17 protein-coding genes are annotated in these 17,899 nt (G+C 71.5%); 11 read left to right on the plus strand and 6 right to left on the minus strand.

The genetic code is table 11. The annotated features are described in order from the left end of the window. Positions 1–35: 35 nt before the first annotated feature. Positions 36–1,292, plus strand: coding sequence for an FAD-binding protein (locus AC0HS0_RS09320; protein ID WP_472963437.1), 1,257 nt, complete (start codon positions 36–38; stop codon positions 1,290–1,292). A gap of 19 nt (positions 1,293–1,311) precedes the next feature. Here the strand turns inward: AC0HS0_RS09320 and purD are convergent, their stop codons facing one another. Beyond that, a complete protein-coding gene (purD, locus tag AC0HS0_RS09325; RefSeq protein WP_472963438.1) occupies positions 1,312–2,574 on the minus strand; it encodes a phosphoribosylamine--glycine ligase in 1,263 nt (420 codons plus the stop codon). Positions 2,575–2,633: 59 nt separating this feature from the next. Here purD and AC0HS0_RS09330 point away from each other — a divergent pair, with 59 nt between their 5' ends. From AC0HS0_RS09330 to AC0HS0_RS09370, 9 genes are all read left to right on the plus strand, one after another. Continuing rightward, on the plus strand, positions 2,634–2,990 hold the full coding sequence (locus AC0HS0_RS09330; RefSeq protein WP_472963440.1) for a sterol carrier family protein: 357 nt from the start codon (positions 2,634–2,636) through the stop codon (positions 2,988–2,990). 63 nt (positions 2,991–3,053) lie between these two features. Then, positions 3,054–3,506 carry a hypothetical protein gene (locus AC0HS0_RS09335; protein ID WP_472963443.1) on the plus strand — a complete coding sequence of 151 codons (453 nt, stop codon included), beginning with the start codon at positions 3,054–3,056 and terminating at the stop codon, positions 3,504–3,506. Positions 3,507–3,539: 33 nt separating this feature from the next. Then, positions 3,540–5,126: an amidophosphoribosyltransferase gene (gene purF, locus AC0HS0_RS09340; RefSeq protein WP_472963445.1), complete on the plus strand. Its 1,587-nt coding sequence runs from the start codon at positions 3,540–3,542 to the stop codon at positions 5,124–5,126. 54 nt (positions 5,127–5,180) lie between these two features. After that, positions 5,181–6,302, plus strand: a complete 1,122-nt coding sequence (gene purM / locus AC0HS0_RS09345) for a phosphoribosylformylglycinamidine cyclo-ligase (RefSeq protein ID WP_472963447.1) — start codon at positions 5,181–5,183, stop codon at positions 6,300–6,302. 156 nt (positions 6,303–6,458) lie between these two features. Next, a complete protein-coding gene (locus AC0HS0_RS09350; protein ID WP_472963450.1) occupies positions 6,459–7,721 on the plus strand; it encodes a Calx-beta domain-containing protein in 1,263 nt (420 codons plus the stop codon). Positions 7,722–7,806: 85 nt separating this feature from the next. Beyond that, on the plus strand, positions 7,807–8,745 hold the full coding sequence (locus tag AC0HS0_RS09355; RefSeq protein ID WP_472963452.1) for an ABC transporter ATP-binding protein: 939 nt from the start codon (positions 7,807–7,809) through the stop codon (positions 8,743–8,745). Beyond that, complete coding sequence (locus AC0HS0_RS09360) at positions 8,742–9,485, plus strand: ABC transporter permease (RefSeq protein ID WP_472963453.1); 744 nt, start codon at positions 8,742–8,744, stop codon at positions 9,483–9,485. The genes AC0HS0_RS09355 and AC0HS0_RS09360 overlap by 4 nt, the downstream gene beginning before the upstream one ends. 28 nt (positions 9,486–9,513) lie before the next feature. After that, the gene (locus AC0HS0_RS09365) at positions 9,514–10,656 is read left to right on the plus strand and encodes a sensor histidine kinase (protein WP_472963455.1); all 1,143 of its coding nucleotides are present in this window, start codon (positions 9,514–9,516) and stop codon (positions 10,654–10,656) included. Beyond that, positions 10,653–11,261: a response regulator gene (locus tag AC0HS0_RS09370; RefSeq protein WP_472963456.1), complete on the plus strand. Its 609-nt coding sequence runs from the start codon at positions 10,653–10,655 to the stop codon at positions 11,259–11,261. The genes AC0HS0_RS09365 and AC0HS0_RS09370 overlap by 4 nt, the downstream gene beginning before the upstream one ends. A 100-nt stretch (positions 11,262–11,361) precedes the next feature. On the opposite strand, the gene AC0HS0_RS09375 is transcribed toward AC0HS0_RS09370, so the two are convergent. Then, the gene (locus AC0HS0_RS09375; RefSeq protein ID WP_472963458.1) at positions 11,362–11,595 is read right to left on the minus strand and encodes a DUF3073 domain-containing protein; all 234 of its coding nucleotides are present in this window, start codon (positions 11,593–11,595) and stop codon (positions 11,362–11,364) included. A 150-nt stretch (positions 11,596–11,745) separates the two neighbouring features. Here AC0HS0_RS09375 and AC0HS0_RS09380 point away from each other — a divergent pair, with 150 nt between their 5' ends. Further along, on the plus strand, positions 11,746–12,807 hold the full coding sequence (locus AC0HS0_RS09380; RefSeq protein ID WP_472963460.1) for an NAD(P)-binding domain-containing protein: 1,062 nt from the start codon (positions 11,746–11,748) through the stop codon (positions 12,805–12,807). A gap of 201 nt (positions 12,808–13,008) precedes the next feature. On the opposite strand, the gene AC0HS0_RS09385 is transcribed toward AC0HS0_RS09380, so the two are convergent. From AC0HS0_RS09385 to AC0HS0_RS09400, 4 genes are read right to left on the minus strand one after another with little or no spacing between them, the layout of a single operon-like run. Continuing rightward, a complete protein-coding gene (locus AC0HS0_RS09385) occupies positions 13,009–15,003 on the minus strand; it encodes an amylo-alpha-1,6-glucosidase (protein WP_472963462.1) in 1,995 nt (664 codons plus the stop codon). After that, entirely contained in the window at positions 15,000–15,836 is an 837-nt protein-coding gene (locus AC0HS0_RS09390) for a Type 1 glutamine amidotransferase-like domain-containing protein (RefSeq protein ID WP_472963465.1), read from the minus strand. The genes AC0HS0_RS09385 and AC0HS0_RS09390 overlap by 4 nt, the downstream gene beginning before the upstream one ends. Continuing rightward, positions 15,833–16,756 (minus strand): carbohydrate ABC transporter permease, encoded by a 924-nt coding sequence (locus AC0HS0_RS09395; protein WP_472963466.1) that lies wholly within the window; start codon positions 16,754–16,756, stop codon positions 15,833–15,835. Before AC0HS0_RS09395 ends, AC0HS0_RS09390 begins: the two co-directional genes overlap by 4 nt. Then, positions 16,756–17,886, minus strand: a complete 1,131-nt coding sequence (locus AC0HS0_RS09400) for a carbohydrate ABC transporter permease (RefSeq protein ID WP_472963468.1) — start codon at positions 17,884–17,886, stop codon at positions 16,756–16,758. The genes AC0HS0_RS09395 and AC0HS0_RS09400 overlap by 1 nt, the downstream gene beginning before the upstream one ends. Between the last annotated feature and the right edge of the window lie 13 nt (positions 17,887–17,899).

A 17,899-nucleotide genomic window follows, 5' to 3' on the forward strand; every position in this document is an offset into this window, starting at 1 on the left:
GCCGCAGACGGCGCGCCGGCGCGAGGAGGACCGTGGTGAGCGAGAAGAACTGGGCGGGAAACTACGAGTACCGGGCGCAGCGCATCCTGCAGCCCGCCGACCTCGACGAGCTGCGCGAGATCGTCACGACGGCGCCGAAGATCCGGGCGCTCGGCAGCAGGCACTCGTTCAACGACCTCGCCGACACGGGCGCCGACGTCGACGGCGTGCTCGTGAGCACCGCCGCCCTCCCGGCCGAGATCCGCATCGACGCCGACGCGAGCACGGTCACCGTGGGCGGAGGCGTGCGCTACGGCGACCTCGCCCGTGAGCTCCAGACCGCGGGCTGGGCGCTGCACAACCTCGCGTCGCTGCCGCACATCTCGGTGGCCGGCGCGATCGCCACCGCGACCCACGGGTCGGGGGACCGCAACGGCAACCTGTCGACCGCGGTCGCGGGCCTGCGCATCCTCACGGCCTCCGGCGAACTGGTGAGCCTCCGGCGCGGCGACCCCGAGTTCGCGGGAGCTGCTGTCGCGCTCGGCGCCCTGGGCGTGGTGACGGACGTCACCCTCGATATCCGCCCGACCTTCGACGCGCGTCAGCGGCTCTTCGCCGGTGTGCCGTGGGAGGCCGTGCTCGACCGGTTCGACGAGGTCACCTCGGCCGCCTACAGCGTCTCGCTGTTCACGACGTGGGATGAGGACGCCGTCTCGCTCGCGTGGCTCAAGGAGCTCGACGGTGCGCCGACCACGATCGGCGACGACTTCTTCGGCGCCCCTGCGCTCACCGAGGCGCGACACATGATCTCCACCATGGACGTCCGCAACACCACCGAGCAGCTCGGCGTCGTGGGCCCGTGGAACGAGCGCCTCGCACACTTCCGCTTCGAGTTCACGCCCTCCAACGGCGAGGAGATCCAGTCGGAGTACCTGGTGCCGCGGGCGCGAGCGGTGGAGGCCATCCGCGCGGTGCGCGAGCTCGCCCCGGTGGTCGCGCCCCTGCTGCAGATCAGTGAGATCCGTACCGTCGCGGCGGACGACCTGTGGCTGTCGAGCGCCTACGGCACCGACGCGGTCGGCCTCCACTTCACCTGGGTGCGCGATCAGGCAGGTGTGGAGGCCGTCCTCCCCGCGGTGGAGGCCGCTCTGCTGCCGCTCGGCGCCCGCCCGCACTGGGGCAAGCTCTTCCTCGACGTCGACGGTGTCGTCCCGTCCTTGTACCCGCGGCTCGACGCGTTCCGCGCTCTCGCCGACCGTCTCGACCCCGAGGGCCGCTTCCGCAACCCCTTCCTCACCCGCCTCCTCGACTGACCGTGAGCGTGCGCCGCGGTCAGGCGCGCGCGACGCGGGCCGCGATGTCGGTGCGGTACTGCGAGCCCTCGAGGTGGATGCGCGCGACGGCGTCGTACGCGCGCTCGCGCGCCTCGTCGAACGAGGTGCCGCGGGCGACCACCGAGAGCACGCGGCCTCCGGTCGCGAGCAGGGCGCCGGTCTCGGGGTCGAGGGCGGTCGCCGCGTGCGCGATCGTGACCTCGGGCACCTGCGCCGCCTCGTCGAGGCCGACGATCGGGCGGCCGGTCTGCGGAGCCTCCGGGTAGCCCTCGCTCGCGAGCACGACCGTCACCGCGGTGTCGAGCGCGAACTCCGGGCGCGGCATGCCCGCCAACTCGCCGGTCGCGGCCGCGTACAGCAGCGACGACAGGGGTGTCAGCAGCCGCGGCAGCACGACCTGCGTCTCGGGGTCGCCGAACCGCGCGTTGAACTCGATGACCCGGATGCCCTTCGGCGTCACGATGAGGCCGCAGTAGAGGAGGCCGATGAACGGCGTCTGCTCGGCGGCGAGCTGCCGCACCGTGGGCAGGGCGATCGTGTCGATGACCTGGTCGACGAACGTCTCGGGCAGCCAGGGCAGTGGAGAGTACGCGCCCATACCGCCGGTGTTCGGGCCGGCGTCGCCGTCGAGGAGGCGCTTGTAGTCCTGTGCCGGGCTGAGCGGGAGGACGGTGTGGCCGTCGCTGACGAGGAACAGCGACACCTCCTGGCCGTCGAGGAACTCCTCGACGAGCACCCCGCCCTGCACGAGATAGTGGCGCGCGTGCTCGACGGCGGCGTCACGGTCGGAGGTCACGATGACGCCCTTTCCCGCCGCGAGGCCGTCAGCTTTCACGACGTACGGCGCACCGTACTCGTCGAGGGCCGCCTCGGCCTCGGTGAGGGTGCTCGCCCGCACTGCGCGGCCGGTCGGAACACCGGCCTCCTCCATGATGCGCTTGGCGAAGGTCTTGGACCCTTCGAGCCGGGCGGCGGCACGGCCGGGGCCGAACACGGGGATGCCGCGCGTGCGCAGCGGGTCGGCGACGCCGGCGACGAGCGGGGCCTCCGGGCCGATCACGACCAGTTCGACGCCGTTCTCGATCACGTACTCGGCGACCGCCGCGCCGTCGAGCGGGTCGAGCCCGGTCTCGACGGCGACGTCGGCGGCGATCCCCGCGTTGCCGGGCGCCGCGACGATCGCGTGTCCCGCCTCCTCGGCCAGGAGCGCGGTGATGATGGCGTGCTCGCGGGCACCGGAACCGAGGACCAGAATCTTCACGCGACCAATGCTAGAGGGCACTGCCGAGACGTGCCGACCCCCGGTGGAAGGATGGGGATATGGCCAGAGCGAAGATTTCTGTGGAGGACGGCGGCGCGGCCGTGCGCGCCGCGCTGGGCGACGACGCCGATCGCAACACGACGGCCATGGCCGTGCGCTACCTCCTGCAACTGCTCGCCGAGCGGGCGCCCGGCAACACGGTGGAGGTGCGGGTGCCGCCGTTCGGGGCCGTGCAGTGCATCCCCGGCCCGCGGCACACGCGGGGCACGCCCCCGAACGTGATCGAGACCGATGCCGCGACGTGGCTCGCCCTGGCGTCCGGTCGCCTGGCCTGGGACGACGCCCTGGCCTCCGGCTCGGTGCACGCGTCCGGCCAGCGGGCCTCGCTGGAGGGGCTGCTCCCACTGCGCTACTGAGGGCCTCCCGTGCCGCCTCCCGTGTGGGCGAGCGCTCAGGCACGGTGCGAGAGAATGGAGGTCATGAGCGAGTCCCATTCGCAACCCGAGCCGCAGCCCGAGGAGGAGCCGCAGCCCGAGGTGCACCAGCCGGCCGAGGAGCAGGCCACCGTCACCGAGGCGGCCGTGCGTGTCCAGCGCTCGCCGCGGTACTTCCGGTTCATGATCACCGGCGCTGTGGTCTTCGCCGTCATCGCGCTCATCCTGACGTACGCGTTCCCCGAGAACCCGACCTACGACCGTGGCGCCGTCTTCGGCTTCCTGCTGGCGATCTGCGCGACGGTCGGCGTCGCCCTCGGCGCCCTCGTCGCCCTCCTGATCGACCGGGCGGCGACCCGCCGGGCGCGCACCGTGCAGGCGGATAGAATCGACGTGCGCCTGCCCGACTCCGAGAACGACTCAGAGAACGACTCTCCGAGTGATTCCGAGCCGGGCGACACGCGGCCGAGCGATCAGCGCCCGTCCGTCGACAGCTGAACATCCCGACAACCCTCGAGAAAGGGGTCCGCTGTGGCCGGAGGCGACGGTCGTCTGAGTCATGATCTTCTGCCAGGAGAGAAGGGCCCGCAGGACGCCTGCGGTGTCTTCGGGGTCTGGGCGCCCGGCGAGGAGGTCGCCAAGCTCAGCTACTTCGGTCTCTACGCGCTGCAGCACCGCGGCCAGGAGTCCGCGGGCATCGCGACCAGTGACGGCAGCAAGATCCTCATCTACAAAGACATGGGTCTGGTCTCGCAGGTCTTCAACGAGAACGCGCTCAACTCGCTGACCGGGCACATCGCCGTCGGTCACACGCGCTACTCCACCACCGGCGCCTCCAGCTGGCAGAACGCGCAGCCCACGCTGGGCCGCACCTCCAGCGGAACCGTCGCCCTCGGCCACAACGGCAACCTGACCAACACCGCCGAGCTGATGCAGCTCGTGCACGACCGCTACCCGCAGCTCGACGGCGAGCTGAGCCGCGGCAACACGACCGACACCGCCGTCGTCACGGCACTGCTCACGGGTGACCTCGACCACACGCTCGAGGCGACCGCCCTGGAGGTCCTGCCCCGGCTCCGCGGCGCCTTCTGCCTGGTCTTCATGGACGAGCACACGCTGTACGCGGCCCGTGACCCGCAGGGGGTCCGCCCGCTGGTGCTCGGCCGTCTCGAGCGCGGCTGGGTGGTCGCCTCCGAGACCGCGGCGCTCGACATCGTGGGCGCGAGCTTCGTGCGCGAGGTGGAGCCCGGCGAGCTGATCGTCATCGACGAGAACGGCCTCCGCACGCAGCGGTTCGCGGCCGAGAAGCGCGCGGGCTGCGTGTTCGAGTACGTCTACCTCGCCCGCCCCGACACCACGATCGCCGGTCGCGGCGTCTACGAGGCGCGCGTCGAGATGGGCCGTCAGCTCGCCCGCGAGCACGAGGTGGAGGCCGACCTGGTCATCCCGACGCCCGAGTCCGGCACTCCCGCGGCGATCGGCTATGCGCAGGCGTCCGGCATCCCGTTCGGTCAGGGCCTGGTCAAGAACTCCTACGTCGGCCGCACGTTCATCCAGCCGTCGCAGACCATCCGCCAGCGCGGCATCAAGCTCAAGCTGAACCCGCTCAAGGAGGTCATCAAGGGCAAACGCCTCGTGGTGGTCGACGACTCGATCGTCCGCGGCAACACGCAGCGCGCGCTGGTGTCGATGCTGCGGGAGGCCGGTGCGGCCGAGGTGCACGTGCGCATCTCCAGCCCGCCCATCACCTGGCCGTGTTTCTACGGCATCGACTTCGCCTCCCGCGCCGAGCTGATCGCGACCGGCCTGGGCGTCGACGAGGTTCGTCAGTCCATCGGCGCCGACTCACTGGGCTACCTCTCGGAGGACGGCATGATCGCCGCGACCGAGCAGCCGCGCGAGCGTCTCTGCACGGCGTGCTTCACGGGCGTGTACCCGATCGAGCTGCCAGACGCGCACCACCTGGGCAAGAACCTCCTGGAGCGTCCGGAGGCCGCGGCCGAGACGGTCGCTCCGACAGACGACGGCGCGAGCGCGACCAGCGACGGTTGCGAGCCCGGGCCCGACGCCGAGTACGAGCGGCTGCTGAGCTTCGGCGACCCCGGTCGGCAGGAGTAGGGCGACAGGAACAGCGGGCAGGATCGGCCCTCCGCTCCCCGATACCATGGAGCAGTGACCGAGCCCACCGCATCCTCGTCCTCCTCCTACGCCGCCGCCGGCGTCGACACGGCCGCGGGCGACCGCGCCGTCGAACTGATGAAGGCGGCGGTCGCGCGCACGCAAGGCGCGCAGGTGCTCGGCGGGGTCGGCGGGTTCGCCGGGATGTTCGATGTCTCGGCGCTGAAGGACTTCCGTCGTCCGCTGCTGGCGACCTCCACCGACGGTGTCGGCACCAAGGTCGCGATCGCCCAGGCTCTCGACAAGCACGACACCATCGGTCAGGACCTCGTCGGCATGGTCGTCGACGACATCGTCGTGGTTGGCGCACGGCCGCTGTTCATGACCGACTACATCGCATGCGGCAAGGTCGTGCCCGAGCGAATCGCTACGATCGTCGCGGGCATCGCCCGCGCCTGCGAGGCGACGGGGACCGCCCTCGTCGGCGGCGAGACCGCCGAGCACCCCGGTCTGCTCGGGCCCGACGACTACGACGTGGCCGGCGCCGCAGTCGGTGCAGTGGAGGCCGACGAGCTGCTCGGCGCGGATCGCGTGCGCGACGGCGACGTCGTGCTGGCGCTGGCGTCGTCCGGTATCCACTCGAACGGCTTCTCGCTCGTGCGGCACATCCTGGCCCAGCGCGGCATCGGCTTCGACGACCGCTCGGACGACTTCGGCGGCGTGGTCGGGGAGGCCCTGCTGGAGCCCACCCGCCTCTACACGTCGCCGCTGCTGCGGGTGCTCGGCGAGCCGTCGCTGAGCGGTGCGGTGCACTCCCTCAGCCATGTGACCGGCGGCGGGATCGCTGCGAACCTCGCTCGCGTGCTCCCCGTCGGGTCGTGGGTGGAGGTGGACCGCTCCACGTGGTCGCCGACACCGGTGTTCCGGGTGCTGAGCGACCTCGCCGGCAGCACGCTGGAGTCGTCGGAGGGCACCTGGAACCTCGGCATCGGCATGTTCGCCGTTGTGGCTCCTGAGGCCGCGAGCGCGGTCGCCGCGGCGATCACGGCCGACGGCATCCCGACCTGGCCGGTGGGAACGGTCTCGACGGCTGCCCGCGACCTCGCCGGCTTCGAGCAGGGCGCCAAGGGCGTCGACGGCGGCGCGGTGCGTCTCGTCGGCTCCTACGCGAGCTGACCCGGGCCTCCACGCCGCCCCCGAAGCGCCGAAGGGCACCTTGTTGTCGCTTTCGCGCGCGAAAAGCGACAACGACGTGCCCCTCGGCGAGCAGCCGACCGCGTGACCCCTTCGTGGAGGCGCGAGCGGCTGCGCCCGCCCGCTAGAGTGGCCGCTGTGACCCCTCCGCATGCCAGCATTCGTGTGGCATGCGCGCTCGGGGTCGTCGTCGCCGCAGTGTCGGCCGCACTCGGCCTGGCGGCGGCGCCCGTGGAGGCGACTCCGGCCGGAGCCCCCGCTCCCGCGGCCGCCCTCACGCCCCTCGTCGACTGCGTCCAGGACGCACCGCTCGGCGCCGTCACCTCGCGCACGGTGGTTCTCGGCTACCGCTCGAGCGCCGCAGCAGCGCTGGAGGTGGCGCCGGGCTCCGGCGACAACGCCTTCGCGCCAGGGGCGGCCGACCGCGGGCAGCCGTCCACTTTCCTCGCCGGCGACCATCACGCCGCGTGGCTGCTCACCCTCGACGCGGCTGTCGAGCCGACTCTCACCTGGACCCTCGGCGGAACCACCGCCACGGTGGACACCTCGGCGCCGTCGTGCACCGACGCCACAGCCGTGACGCTGAGCGCACCCGCGACCGCTGCCGACGGAGGCCGGGTCGCCGTCACGGCGGTCGTCTCGCGGTTCCTGCTCGGGCCGCCGGAAGCCGGAACCGTCGCGTTCTCGTTCGACGGCGCCGCCCCGACCACGGTCCCCGTCGCCGCGGGTGGCGTCGCGCGCGCCGACCTCCCCGCACCCGCCGTCGGGGATCACACGCTCACCGCGCAGTTCGTCCCGGCCACCGGTGCGACGCTCCGCACGGCGACGGCGACCGCCTCTGTCGCTGTCGCGCCGGCCTCCGGGCCGCTCACGATCGTCGCGGACAGCGTGGTCGCCGGCAGCGGCAGCGTCCTCGTCACCGTCACCCGCCCGAGTCCGGCCGGGCCGGCGACGGCCGCGTTCGCGACGAGCGACGGCACTGCGTCCGCGGGAGCGGATTATGTCGCGACCACGGGGAGCGTCACGTTCGCCGACGGCCAGTCGAGCGCCACGGCGACGGTCCCGCTCCTCTCTCGGCAGGCGGGATCGCCCTCCTCGCGGTTCTTCGTCGTCCTGACCCGGGCATCCATCCCCGTCGCGGAGGGTGTCGCGACCGTGTCGCTCCCGGCTGTGCCGGTCGCCCCTGCCGCCGCCGTCGCGACGTCGAGCGGAGGCGGTGACGCAGCCGGGCCGGCGTCCGCACTCCCGGAGGCCGATCCGACCGAGACCGCCTCGCTCCCCGCGCAACCGATCAGCCAGGACCTCCTCCTGATCCTCGGCGCCCTCCTCGTCACAGCCGGAGGAGTGGCCGGCGTCATCGGTCTGTTCCGCGCGGTCCGCTCGCGCGACGCGTTCTCCTGACCGGGTCGACCCATGACGAATGTCACCCCCAGATCCTGACGGAGGCCCTGCGCAAGGAGGTTCGCCGACCGGCACTCTGGGAGACGTGAACGAGACACCAGCCATCCGCCTCTCCGGTCTGCACAAGGCCTTCGGGTCGTTGACCGCCGTCGACGGCGTCGACCTGACCGTGCGCCCGGGCGAGGTCGTCGCCCTCCTCGGCCCCAACGGCGCCGGCAAGTCCACCACCATCGACCTCGCCCTCGGGCTCGCCCGGCCGACCTCCGGCACCGCTGAGCTCTTCGGCGCCGACCCGCGGCGCGCGATCCGCGACGGCCGCGTCGGCGCGATGCTGCAGGGCGGCGCCCTCCTCCCGACCCTCACGGTCGCCGAGTCGGTCGCCCTGGTCGCCGCCGCGCACAAGCATCCGCTCAGCGTCACCGAGGCGCTCGAACGGGCCCGCTGCACTGAGATCGCGAAGCAGCGGGTCGCCAAGCTCTCGGGCGGCCAGATGCAGCGTGCGCGCTTCGCGGTCGCCGTCGTGTCGAACCCCGACCTGCTCTTCCTCGATGAGCCGACCGCGGCGATGGACGTGGAGGCGCGCCGCACCTTCTGGCTCTCGATGCGGGAGTTCACCGCCGAGGGCCGCACGGTCGTGTTCGCCACCCACTACCTCGACGAGGCCGACACCTACGCCGACCGCATCGTCATGCTGGCACGCGGACGGATCGTCGCCGACGGGACGCCGACCGAGGTGAAGGCGGTCGTGTCCGGCCGCCGCATCCGCGCCACCGCAGGCTTCGCCTGGACGGCCGACACCGAAGCCTCCCTCGCGGCCCTGCCGGGCGTCCGCAGCGTGGACTACCGCACCGGCCTGCTGACCATCGTCAGCGACGACTCGGACGCCACCCTGCGCGGGCTGCTGGCCGCGCACGACGACCTCCACGACATCGAGGTCACCGCGCACACCATGGACGAGGCCTTCCTCGCCCTGACCGAGTCCTCCACCGAAGCCTCCACCGAGTCCGAAGGAGCCCTGAAATGAGCATCGCCTACCTGGGGCGCGAGTCGCTCCGCCAGCTGAAGAACATGCGGGCCATGATCTTCACCCTCGCCGTCCCGCTGGTCATGCTGCTGGCCTTCGGCGGCACGTTCGGAGGCCAAGGCCAGGTGGATGCCGTCACCCACCTCCCGTGGATCGTCGTGACGACCATCCAGGTCTCGGCGTACGGCGGCATGATGGCCGCGCTGTCCCAGGCCTTCACCATCGTCACCGAGCGGTCGCTGGGCTGGAACCGGCAGCTGCGGATCACCCCGCTCAGCGGCACCGGCTACCTCGTCTCCAAGCTGGTCGCCGCCCTCGCGCTCGCGCTGTTGAGCATCGTCGTGATCGTGACCGTGTCGATGATGCTCTACCACCCCGACCTGCCGATCGGGAGCTGGCTGCTCGCCTGCCTCGGCATCTGGTGCGGCGTCGTGCCGTTCGCCCTGCTCGGCATCCTGATCGGGCAGTTCGCGAAGCCCGAGTTCGCCCAGCCGCTGTTCATGGCCGTATTCATGGGCATGGCGGTGCTGGGAGGCCTGTGGATCCCCCTGCAGATCTTCCCCGCCTGGGTGGCGAACGTGGCGCAGGCCGTGCCGTCGTACTGGCTGAACCGGGTCGGCCAGCTCGGCGCCCTGCAGAGCGGCGACGCGCTCACGCCGGCCCTGGTGCTGACGGCCTGGACCGTCGCCCTGGGTGCGCTGATCGTCTGGCGCTACCGCCGCGACGCGGCCCGCGGCTGACGCGGTCGAAGCTGGCTAGGGTAGGGACGTGTTCAGCAGCGACGTCGACGAGTACCGCCCCGTCGGGGTGTGGGCGCGGCTGACGCACCGCTCGGCGTTCCGCTGGTACCCGGGTGCGGTCATCGGCCTCCTGTACCAGGTCTCGGTGCTGGGCGGCCTCTGGACCCCGTCCGGCGCCCTCGGCACGAAGATCGTGGCGACCGCCCTCCTGACGGTGGTCTACGTCGGCTTCCTCGCCCTCCCGCCGGTGCTCTGGTGGGAGGGCGAGCGCACGCGACTGACCGGCGTGCTCGTCTACTTCGCGTTCACGCTGACGCTCGTCCCGTTCATCGGCATCGCGACCCTGTGGACGTGGGTGTACGTCGCCTGCGTCGCCGGGATGGCGATCGCGCGCACGTGGGTGTCGACGACGATCATCCTCACGCTCGGCGCTGTGCAGCTGATCGTCTTCCTGGCGACCGGCACCTTCGACGACAACTGGTTCATCGCGCTGATCACGGTCTCCATCGGCATCATGATGAGCGCCTTCGCCCGTCAGATCGACGCCCTCCGGAGGCTGCGGAACGCCCAGGGCGAGATCGCCCGGCTCGCCGTGGTGGAGGAGCGGGCGCGGTTCTCGCGCGACATGCACGACGTGCTCGGCCACTCGCTGACCGTGGTGACGGTCAAGTCGGAGCTGGCCCGCCGGCTCATCCCGGTCGATCCGGGCCGCGCGGAGGACGAGTTGGCCGACATCGAGCGGCTCACGCGGTCGGCGCTCGCCGACCTCCGCGCGGCCGTCGCCGGCTATCGCGAGATGAGCCTCTCCACCGAGCTCGCGGCGGCGCAGGCGGGGCTTGCGGCGGCGGACATCCAGGCGCACCTCCCGCGCAACGGCGAGGAGGTCGCCCCCGAACTCCGTGAGCTGTTCGCCTGGGTGCTGCGGGAGGGCGTCACCAACGTCATCCGCCACTCCGGGTCGCGCAACTGCTGGGTCACCGTCGAGCCCGACGTGCTGCGGATCGAGGACGACGGCCGTGGACCGGCGCCGTTCGGCTCCGACCGTCGCGACCTCGTGCGCGGCTCGGGCATCGCCGGGCTCGCGGCCCGCGCGGAGGAGTCGGGCGCGGAGCTCACCGTGGAGGCCGGGCCGCGCGGCGGCACATTGCTCACCGTCCGGAGGCTGCCATGACCATCCGCCTGCTGCTCGCCGACGACCAGGCGCTGGTCCGCGGGGCGCTCGCCGCCCTCCTCGACCTCGAGCCCGACCTGGAGGTCGTGGCCCAGGTGGGGCGCGGAGACGAAGTGCTCGACGCGGCCCGCGCTGCTGCGGCCGACGTCGCGTTGCTCGATGTCGAGATGCCGGGCCTCGACGGCATCCAGGTGGCGGCGCAACTGCAGGCCGCGCTGCCGACGTGCCGCTCGCTCATCGTGACGACGTTCGGGAGGCCCGGCTACCTGCGCCGGGCGATGGAGGCCGGGGCCGCCGGATTCATCGTGAAGGACACCCCGTCGGGCCAGCTCGCCGACGCCGTGCGGCGGGTCGCTTCGGGCCTCCGGGTCGTCGACCCCGCGCTCGCCGCCGAGTCGCTGGCCTCCGGGGCCTCGCCGCTGACCGCGCGTGAGGCCGAGGTGCTCTCGGTCGCCGGGCAGGGCGGCACGATCACCGACATCGCCCGGCGACTGCACCTCAGCGACGGCACCGTGCGCAACCACCTGTCGAACGCGATCGGCAAGACGGGCGCACGCAACCGCTCGGAGGCCGTCGCGATCGCCACGCGTCAGGGATGGCTGTAGCGCGACTGCGGGGTCAGCGCGCCGCATTCATGACGAATGACGCATACGAGCGGACGTGGGCGACATTCGTGATGAAGTCGCCTCCCGCCGCAGTCGCCGTTCAGGCGCGCTTCGGCGTCTCGGTCTCGGTGTCTTCGTAGTCCTCGTCGCCGTCGTCGTACTCGTCGGCGCCCTCGGGCTCGTAGTCGGCCCACGCGTCGTACTGGTGCTCGTCGTCGTGGTGGGAATGCCCGGTCAGCTCGCGCTCGAGCGCGTCGTAGTTGACGTTCGGACTGAACGACTTCAACTGGCGAGCGATCTTCGTGTGCTTTGCCTTTTGACGGCCGCGCCCCATGCGTGACCCCCTTTTGGTCGTGCCCGGGGAATGGCACCCGGGGATCCAACAGAAATAGTGAAAACTAGCGTCGAGTTTAGCATGGTGGCCCCTATGGACCCCGAGATGTCGCACAGCGTCGGATGATGGAATGAGCGCGTGATCAGTGGAATGACCGAGACCCAGGTGGTGATCGTCGGCGCCGGGCAGGCAGGGCTCGCGGTCGCCTACTACCTGCGCCGGTTCGAGCTGACCCCCGGCGAGGATTTCGTGGTCCTCGACCGCGGTCCCGGCACCGGGGGAGCGTGGCAGCACCGCTGGGACGCGCTGCGTCTCGGCAGCGCCCACCACGTGAACGACCTTCCAGGGATGTCGGAGCTGGGTCTCAGCTTCGACACCGCCGACCGCACCCTCCCGGCGAAGGACATCGTGGGCGGCTACTACCGTCGCTACGAGGACCATTTCGGCCTCGCGGTGCAGCGGCCGGTCACCGTCTCGCGGATCTTCGACCGCGGCGCCGACCTGGTCGTCGCGCACGACCGGGGCGAGACACGCACCCGCATCGTCGTCAACGCGACCGGCACCTGGGGCGCCCCGTTCATCCCGTGGTATCCGGGCATGGGCGACTTCGCCGGGCGGCATCTCCACACCTCGTCGTACGCGTCGGCCGAGGAGCTCGCGGGGCAGTCTGTCGTGGTCGTCGGCGGCGGCACCAGTGCGATCGGCTTCCTCCTCGAGCTGGAGGGCGTGGCCGGCGAGCTGACCTGGGCGACGCGGAGGCCGGTGGACTTCCGCGATGAGTCGGAGCTCACGATAGAGGGCGGCGTCGCGGCCGTCGCCGCGCAAGACGCCGCGGCCCGTGCCGGGCAGGCCCTCCCGAGCATCGTCAGCGGCACCGGCGTGCCGCGCACTCGGCGTATCGCGGCGGGCATCGACCGCGGCCTCCTCGTGGAGCGCGGGATGTTCTCCCGCATCGAGCGCGACGGGGTCGTCTGGGACGACGGGTCGACCACGCGCGCCGACGTGATCATCTGGGCGACGGGGTTCCGGCCGGAGCTGCGGCACCTCGCCCCGCTCAAGCTGCGCGAGAAGGCCGGAGGCCTGACCGTCGCGTCCGGGGCCTCCTGGCAGGACTCGCGGATCTTCCTGGCCGGCTACGGGCCCCAGGCGAGCACCATCGGCGCCAACCGCGCCGGCCGCGTGATCGCCCGCCAGATCATGGCGCAGATCTGACGCGCCCCCGTCGAGCAAGCGCGGGATCGAGGGGGCACGTAAGCGCCCCTACCCGCGCTCCTTTCGGGCACTTACGTGCCCCTCGCGCCGCGGGAGACCCACGAGGGGCACGTTGTTGTCGCTTTCGGGGCTAAAAAGTGACAACTACGTGCCCCTCGCGGGTGCGCGGGCGGGTTGCGCGGGCGCGGGGTTCGCGGCGCGTCAGACCTCGATGTCGCGAGGTGCGCCCGCGAAGCGGAGGCCACTCACGCTGATGCTGCCCGCGCCCGGACTCGGTCGCACGTCGAGCGAGCCGGCCTGGGCGTCCGCGCGGAGGCCGAGCCGGGCGGCGAGCACAGCCACGGCTGCCGCCGCCGACCACGCCTGCGGCCGGCACGCCGCGGGATACGGTACAGGCGACCCGGTCTCGGCGTCCGAGTCGCCCGAGTGCAGCTCGGGCATCCGATAGCCGAAGCCCGACGCGGCGGCCAGGAGGCCATCGGCCAGCTGGTCGGCCTCGGCGACGTGGCCGTCGCGCGCGAGCCCGGTGATGGCGATCGCCGTGTCGTGCGCCCAGACCGAACCGCCGTGGTAGCTGAGCGGCCAGTAGCCTCCCGCGTCGGTCGACATGGTGCGAAGGCCGTAGCCGGACGACAGCTCGGGCGACGCCAGCCGGCGCGCGATCAGCTCGGACTGCTCGGGCGTGAGGATGCCGGTGCCCAGGAGGTGGCCGATGTTGCTGGTCACCGTGTCCACCTTGCGCTTGGCGGCGTCGAGCGCGACGGCCGGGTAAGCGCCGGCGGGGTCGTCGATCCAGAAGGCGTCGGCGAAGCGCGCCTTCAGATCAGCGGCCCACGTCCTCCACTCGTCGGCGCCGGGCAGCCCGAACGCCTCCAGCAGCTCGGCGCCGCCGACCGCCGCCTCGTAGGCGTATCCCTGCACCTCGCAGAGCGCGATCGGGCCGTCGGCGAGCGTACCGTCCTTCCACTGGATGGAGTCTCCTGAGTCCTTCCAGCCCTGGTTGGCGAGACCGTGCCCCGTGGTGTCGACGTACTCGAGGAAGCCGTCGCCGTCGCTGTCGCCGTAGTCGCGCATCCAGGCCAGAGCGGCCTGCATCGCCGGGAGGAGGTCACGCACCTCGTCGTCGGGCAGGCCCCATTTCCACGCGTCGTGCAGGAGGCCGATCCAGAGTGCCGTCGCGTCGACCGTGCCGTAGTACAGCGGAGGCAGCACGACGCCCTCGCCGGGAATGGTCAGCGCGGCCGGCCGCAGCTCGTGCATGATCTTGCCGGGCTGCTCGGCGGTCGCGGCGACGTTCTCGGCGCCCTGGAAATGCGCGAGCACACGCAGCGTGGAGGCCGCGATGTCGGTTCCGAGCGGCAGCAGCATGCGCGCCGCCCAGAGCGAGTCGCGCCCGAAGAGGGTGAAGAACCACGGTGCGCCCGCCGCGAGGAACACGTCGTCGGGTCGTGCCGTGGTCGACATCCGCAGCGACTGGAGGTCGGCCAGCGCACGGTCGAGCCACGACGCGAGCCGGGAGTCGCCAGTGGTCGCCCGGAAGGCGGCCCAATCGGCCGACGGCGCCGCACCCGCCACGACCGCGGTCGGGTCGTCGACCTCGACCGTCCACTCCAGCGCGACCTGACCGTGGGCCGGTACCTCGACGTCCCAGTCCATCCAGACGTCCGCGTCGTCGAGCGCGACCCGCGCGCCGACGGCGGTCAGCCGCGCGGTGACCTGACCCGACCGGAACTCGACACCGTCGTCGACCGCGGAGAGCGATACCGGGTGCTCGGCGCCGCTCAGCCCGGCCTTGATCGTCTGCATGGGCGTGAAGTCGCCGCGCACCGACACCGTGACGGTCGTCGCGATCGGGCTGCCGAGCGCGTTGCGGAGTTCGATGCGCTCATGCAGCCTCCCCTCGCGCACCGTGCGGGTGCGGTCGACGCGGACGCGCGGGTCCGCCCCCGCGTCGTCGATGCGCCGGGCCAGCGCGGTGAAGACCGCCGTCGCCGCGTCGGGTCCCGCCGTCGCGATGTGCTCGGGCTGGTCTCCCCCGATGGTCAGGAGGACGCGGTCGAGCACGCGCAGGTCGGAGTGGTAGAACCCGTGGATCCCGTTGCCGTCGATCGTGCCGTCCGCAGCGGACCAGGCTTGGCTGGGCGCGGTGAGCAGAACGACGCTGTCGTGCAGCAGGGGTTGGAGCGGCTGGGTCATCGTGGCGTTCGCGCCTCCTCGATCGTGGTGGTGATTGGAAACGATTCGTCCCGACGCGCCGTGTCGGCGGGGGTCGTGACGGCGTGTTGGGACGGATGGTTCGTGGGGGCGAGGACTCGTGGGGTGATGCGGGTCTCGTGGGCGGAGGAGGCGTCGCGCGTCACGCGCCAGACGGTGGCACCGTCGCGCTCGGCGACGACGTCGACGAGGGTGGTGCCCTGGTAGACCAGCCCGGTGCCCTCCTCGAGGGCGTAGCCGTCCGGCAGCTCCCCGGAGGCGACCGCCGTCTGGTGCGCGGGCCGTCGCCTCGGATCCGAGTCGTAGTGCACCGCCAGCGAGCCGGGCACGAGGCCGAGCCCGTCGCCGAGCGCCGAGATCTCCGGGCCGCGGGAGGCCGTGGTGCCGCCCTCGTGCCAGGAGAGCCCGCCCGCCGAGCCGCCGGCCAGCACGACTCCGCGCTGCCAGGCCTCGGTCAGGATTTCGTCCAGCCCGTGCGCCCGCCAGACCGCCAACAGGTTCAGGAGGCTGCCGCCGCTGACCCACACGACGTCCTGCGACAGCACGTGCGAACGGAGGTCCGGGATGTTCGGGTGCGGGAAGAACCGCACGTGGCTGGCGTCGACGCCGACCGAGCGGGCCGCCTCCAGCTCCGCGCCCTCCACGTGCCGCTGGTCGCCGCCCGCGGTGTTGATGTGGGTGACGCGCGGCCGTCGGTCGCCGACCTGCGCCAGCTCGATGGCGTGGTGGAGGAGTGGCCCGTAGAGGGAGTCGGTCCAGTCGCCTGCGACCAGCCCGCCGCAGGTGGCGAGGATCGTGGGTGCGATCGCTGTCACTCCTTCACCGCCCCCTCGCTGGAGTTCATGATCCGGCGCTGGAAGACGAAGAACAGCACCGCGACCGGGATGGTCATGATGGCCGCCGCCGCGAGCTTGAGCGGGTACTGACTGCCCTGGCTGAGCTGGCCGCTCGCGAGACCGGCGACGCCCTTCGTGAGGGTCGTGAGCGCCGGGTCCTGCGTCGAGATGATGAAGTGGGCCAGCTCGTTCCACGAGCCCTGGAACGACAGGATGATGATCGTGATGAGCGCCGGCCGTGCCATCGGCAGCACGATCGACCAGAACACCCGGAAGGTCCCGGCGCCGTCGATCCGGGCCTGCTCCTCCACGCTGGCCGGGATCGCCTCGAAGAACCCCTTCATGATGAACACGCCGGCCGCGTCGGTGAGCAGCGGCAGGATCATGCCGGTGTACGAGTCGTACATCCCGAGCTGGTTGATCACGAGGAACTTCGGGATGAGCAGTACGACCATCGGCACCGACATGACGGCCACCAGGGCCGCGAAGACGAAGCTGCGGCCACGGAAGTGCAGGCGAGCCAGGGCGTAACCGGCGAGCGAGTCGAAGAACACCCGGCCGAGCGTCACGAACACGGTGACGATCGCGGAGTTCATGAACCAGATCGGGAAGTCCGAGTTGAGGAACAGCTTCGTGTACGCGGCCGTGGTCCACACCTGGGGGATGAGGGAGACCGGGTTCGCCGTCGCGTCCGCGTCGGTCTTGAACGAGGTCAAGACCTGGATGAGGAACGGCATGATGTAGACGACGGCGAGCACGATGAGGACCGCGTAGGTGATCGAGGTTCCGACGATGCTCCCGGTCGACCGCCGCCGACGTCCAGCTGGACGCGGGGAGGCCGGGTGCGATGACGACTGTCGCGGCGATACGGCCTCAGGGATCAGTGCGGTGGTGCTCATCACAGGCCTCCCTTCGAGGCGGAGCCGGACGAATTGCCGGGGAGGGCGGAGGCGAGGGCGACGGCCTCGTAGGGCCGCATCCGCCGCTTGGACACCTTCCGCTCGCGCAGCACCCAGCGCTGGAAGATCGTGAACAGCACGATGATGACGAAGAGGATGAACGCGATCGCCGCGCCCTGGCCCCACTCCTGGTTGCCGAACGAGGTCTGGTACGAGAGGTAGGCCGGCGTCAGCGTCGTCTTGCTCGGCGCGCCCTTGCTGCCGGTGTAGATCTGGTCGAAGACCTGCCAGCAGCCGATGAGACCCAGCGTCAGCACGGTGAACAGCGTGGGCCGCAGCTGCGGGAGGGTGATCCGCCAGAACCGCTGCCAGCCGTTGGCGCCGTCCATCATCGCGGCTTCGGTGATGTCGCCTCCGAGGTTCTGGAGGGCCGCGATGAAGAGCAGCATGAACGTGCCGCTCGTGGTGAACACGGCCATGACGATGTATGCGGTCATGGCGACGGACGGGCCGCCCAGCCAGTCCCACCAGGAGACGCCGAGCAGCGTGTTCTGCGTGAGTGCCGCCGGGCCGGTGGTGACGCCGAAGAGGCCGAGGAAGTTGTGGATGATCCCGTTCGGGTCGTTGAACCAGTTGGGGCCGTTGACACCGAACCAGGCGAGCACCTGGTTGACGGCTCCGGAGGTGCTGAACAGGAACAGCCAGAGCACGGTGATCGCGACGGAGCTGGTCACCGAAGGGAAGTAGAAGGCGGTGCGGAAGAAGCCGCGGCCGCGGAGGATGGCCCGGTTGACGAGCACGGCGAGGAAGAGCGAGACGGCGGTCTGGATGGGGACGACCAGCACGACGTACCAGGCGTTGTTCTTCAACGACATCCCGAAGTCCTGCTCGGCGAGCCCGCCGCCGGCGAGCAGGGTCGAGTAGTTCTTGAGCCCGACGAAGTTCACGTCGGAGGAGAAGGGGCTGCCCCGCCCGCCCCAGTCGGAGAAGCTGACCCACAGCGCCATGAGCACCGGGATGACCAGGAAGACGCCGAGGAGCAGGATGACCGGGGCGGTGAACAACCACCCCGAGGCGGCCTCGCCGCGCCGGATTCCGGAACGGCGAGACCGACTCGTGGCTTGCGACATGGTGGCTGCGGTC

The sequence above is a fragment of the Leifsonia sp. PARNA 1/14 genome, from assembly GCF_055720965.1.

Excerpts from the sequence above, each read along its gene's own strand:
- AC0HS0_RS09330 (WP_472963440.1), top strand. The coding sequence starts at position 2,634 with ATGGCCAGAGCGAAGATTTCTGTGGAGGACGGCGGCGCGGCCGTGCGC.
- AC0HS0_RS09335 (WP_472963443.1), top strand. The coding sequence starts at position 3,054 with ATGAGCGAGTCCCATTCGCAACCCGAGCCGCAGCCCGAGGAGGAGCCG.
- AC0HS0_RS09360 (WP_472963453.1), top strand. The coding sequence starts at position 8,742 with ATGAGCATCGCCTACCTGGGGCGCGAGTCGCTCCGCCAGCTGAAGAAC.
- AC0HS0_RS09370 (WP_472963456.1), top strand. The coding sequence starts at position 10,653 with ATGACCATCCGCCTGCTGCTCGCCGACGACCAGGCGCTGGTCCGCGGG.
- AC0HS0_RS09375 (WP_472963458.1), bottom strand. The coding sequence starts at position 11,595 with ATGGGGCGCGGCCGTCAAAAGGCAAAGCACACGAAGATCGCTCGCCAG.
- AC0HS0_RS09380 (WP_472963460.1), top strand. The coding sequence starts at position 11,746 with ATGACCGAGACCCAGGTGGTGATCGTCGGCGCCGGGCAGGCAGGGCTC.
- AC0HS0_RS09385 (WP_472963462.1), bottom strand. The coding sequence starts at position 15,003 with ATGACCCAGCCGCTCCAACCCCTGCTGCACGACAGCGTCGTTCTGCTC.
- AC0HS0_RS09395 (WP_472963466.1), bottom strand. The coding sequence starts at position 16,756 with ATGAGCACCACCGCACTGATCCCTGAGGCCGTATCGCCGCGACAGTCG.
- AC0HS0_RS09400 (WP_472963468.1), bottom strand. The coding sequence starts at position 17,886 with ATGTCGCAAGCCACGAGTCGGTCTCGCCGTTCCGGAATCCGGCGCGGC.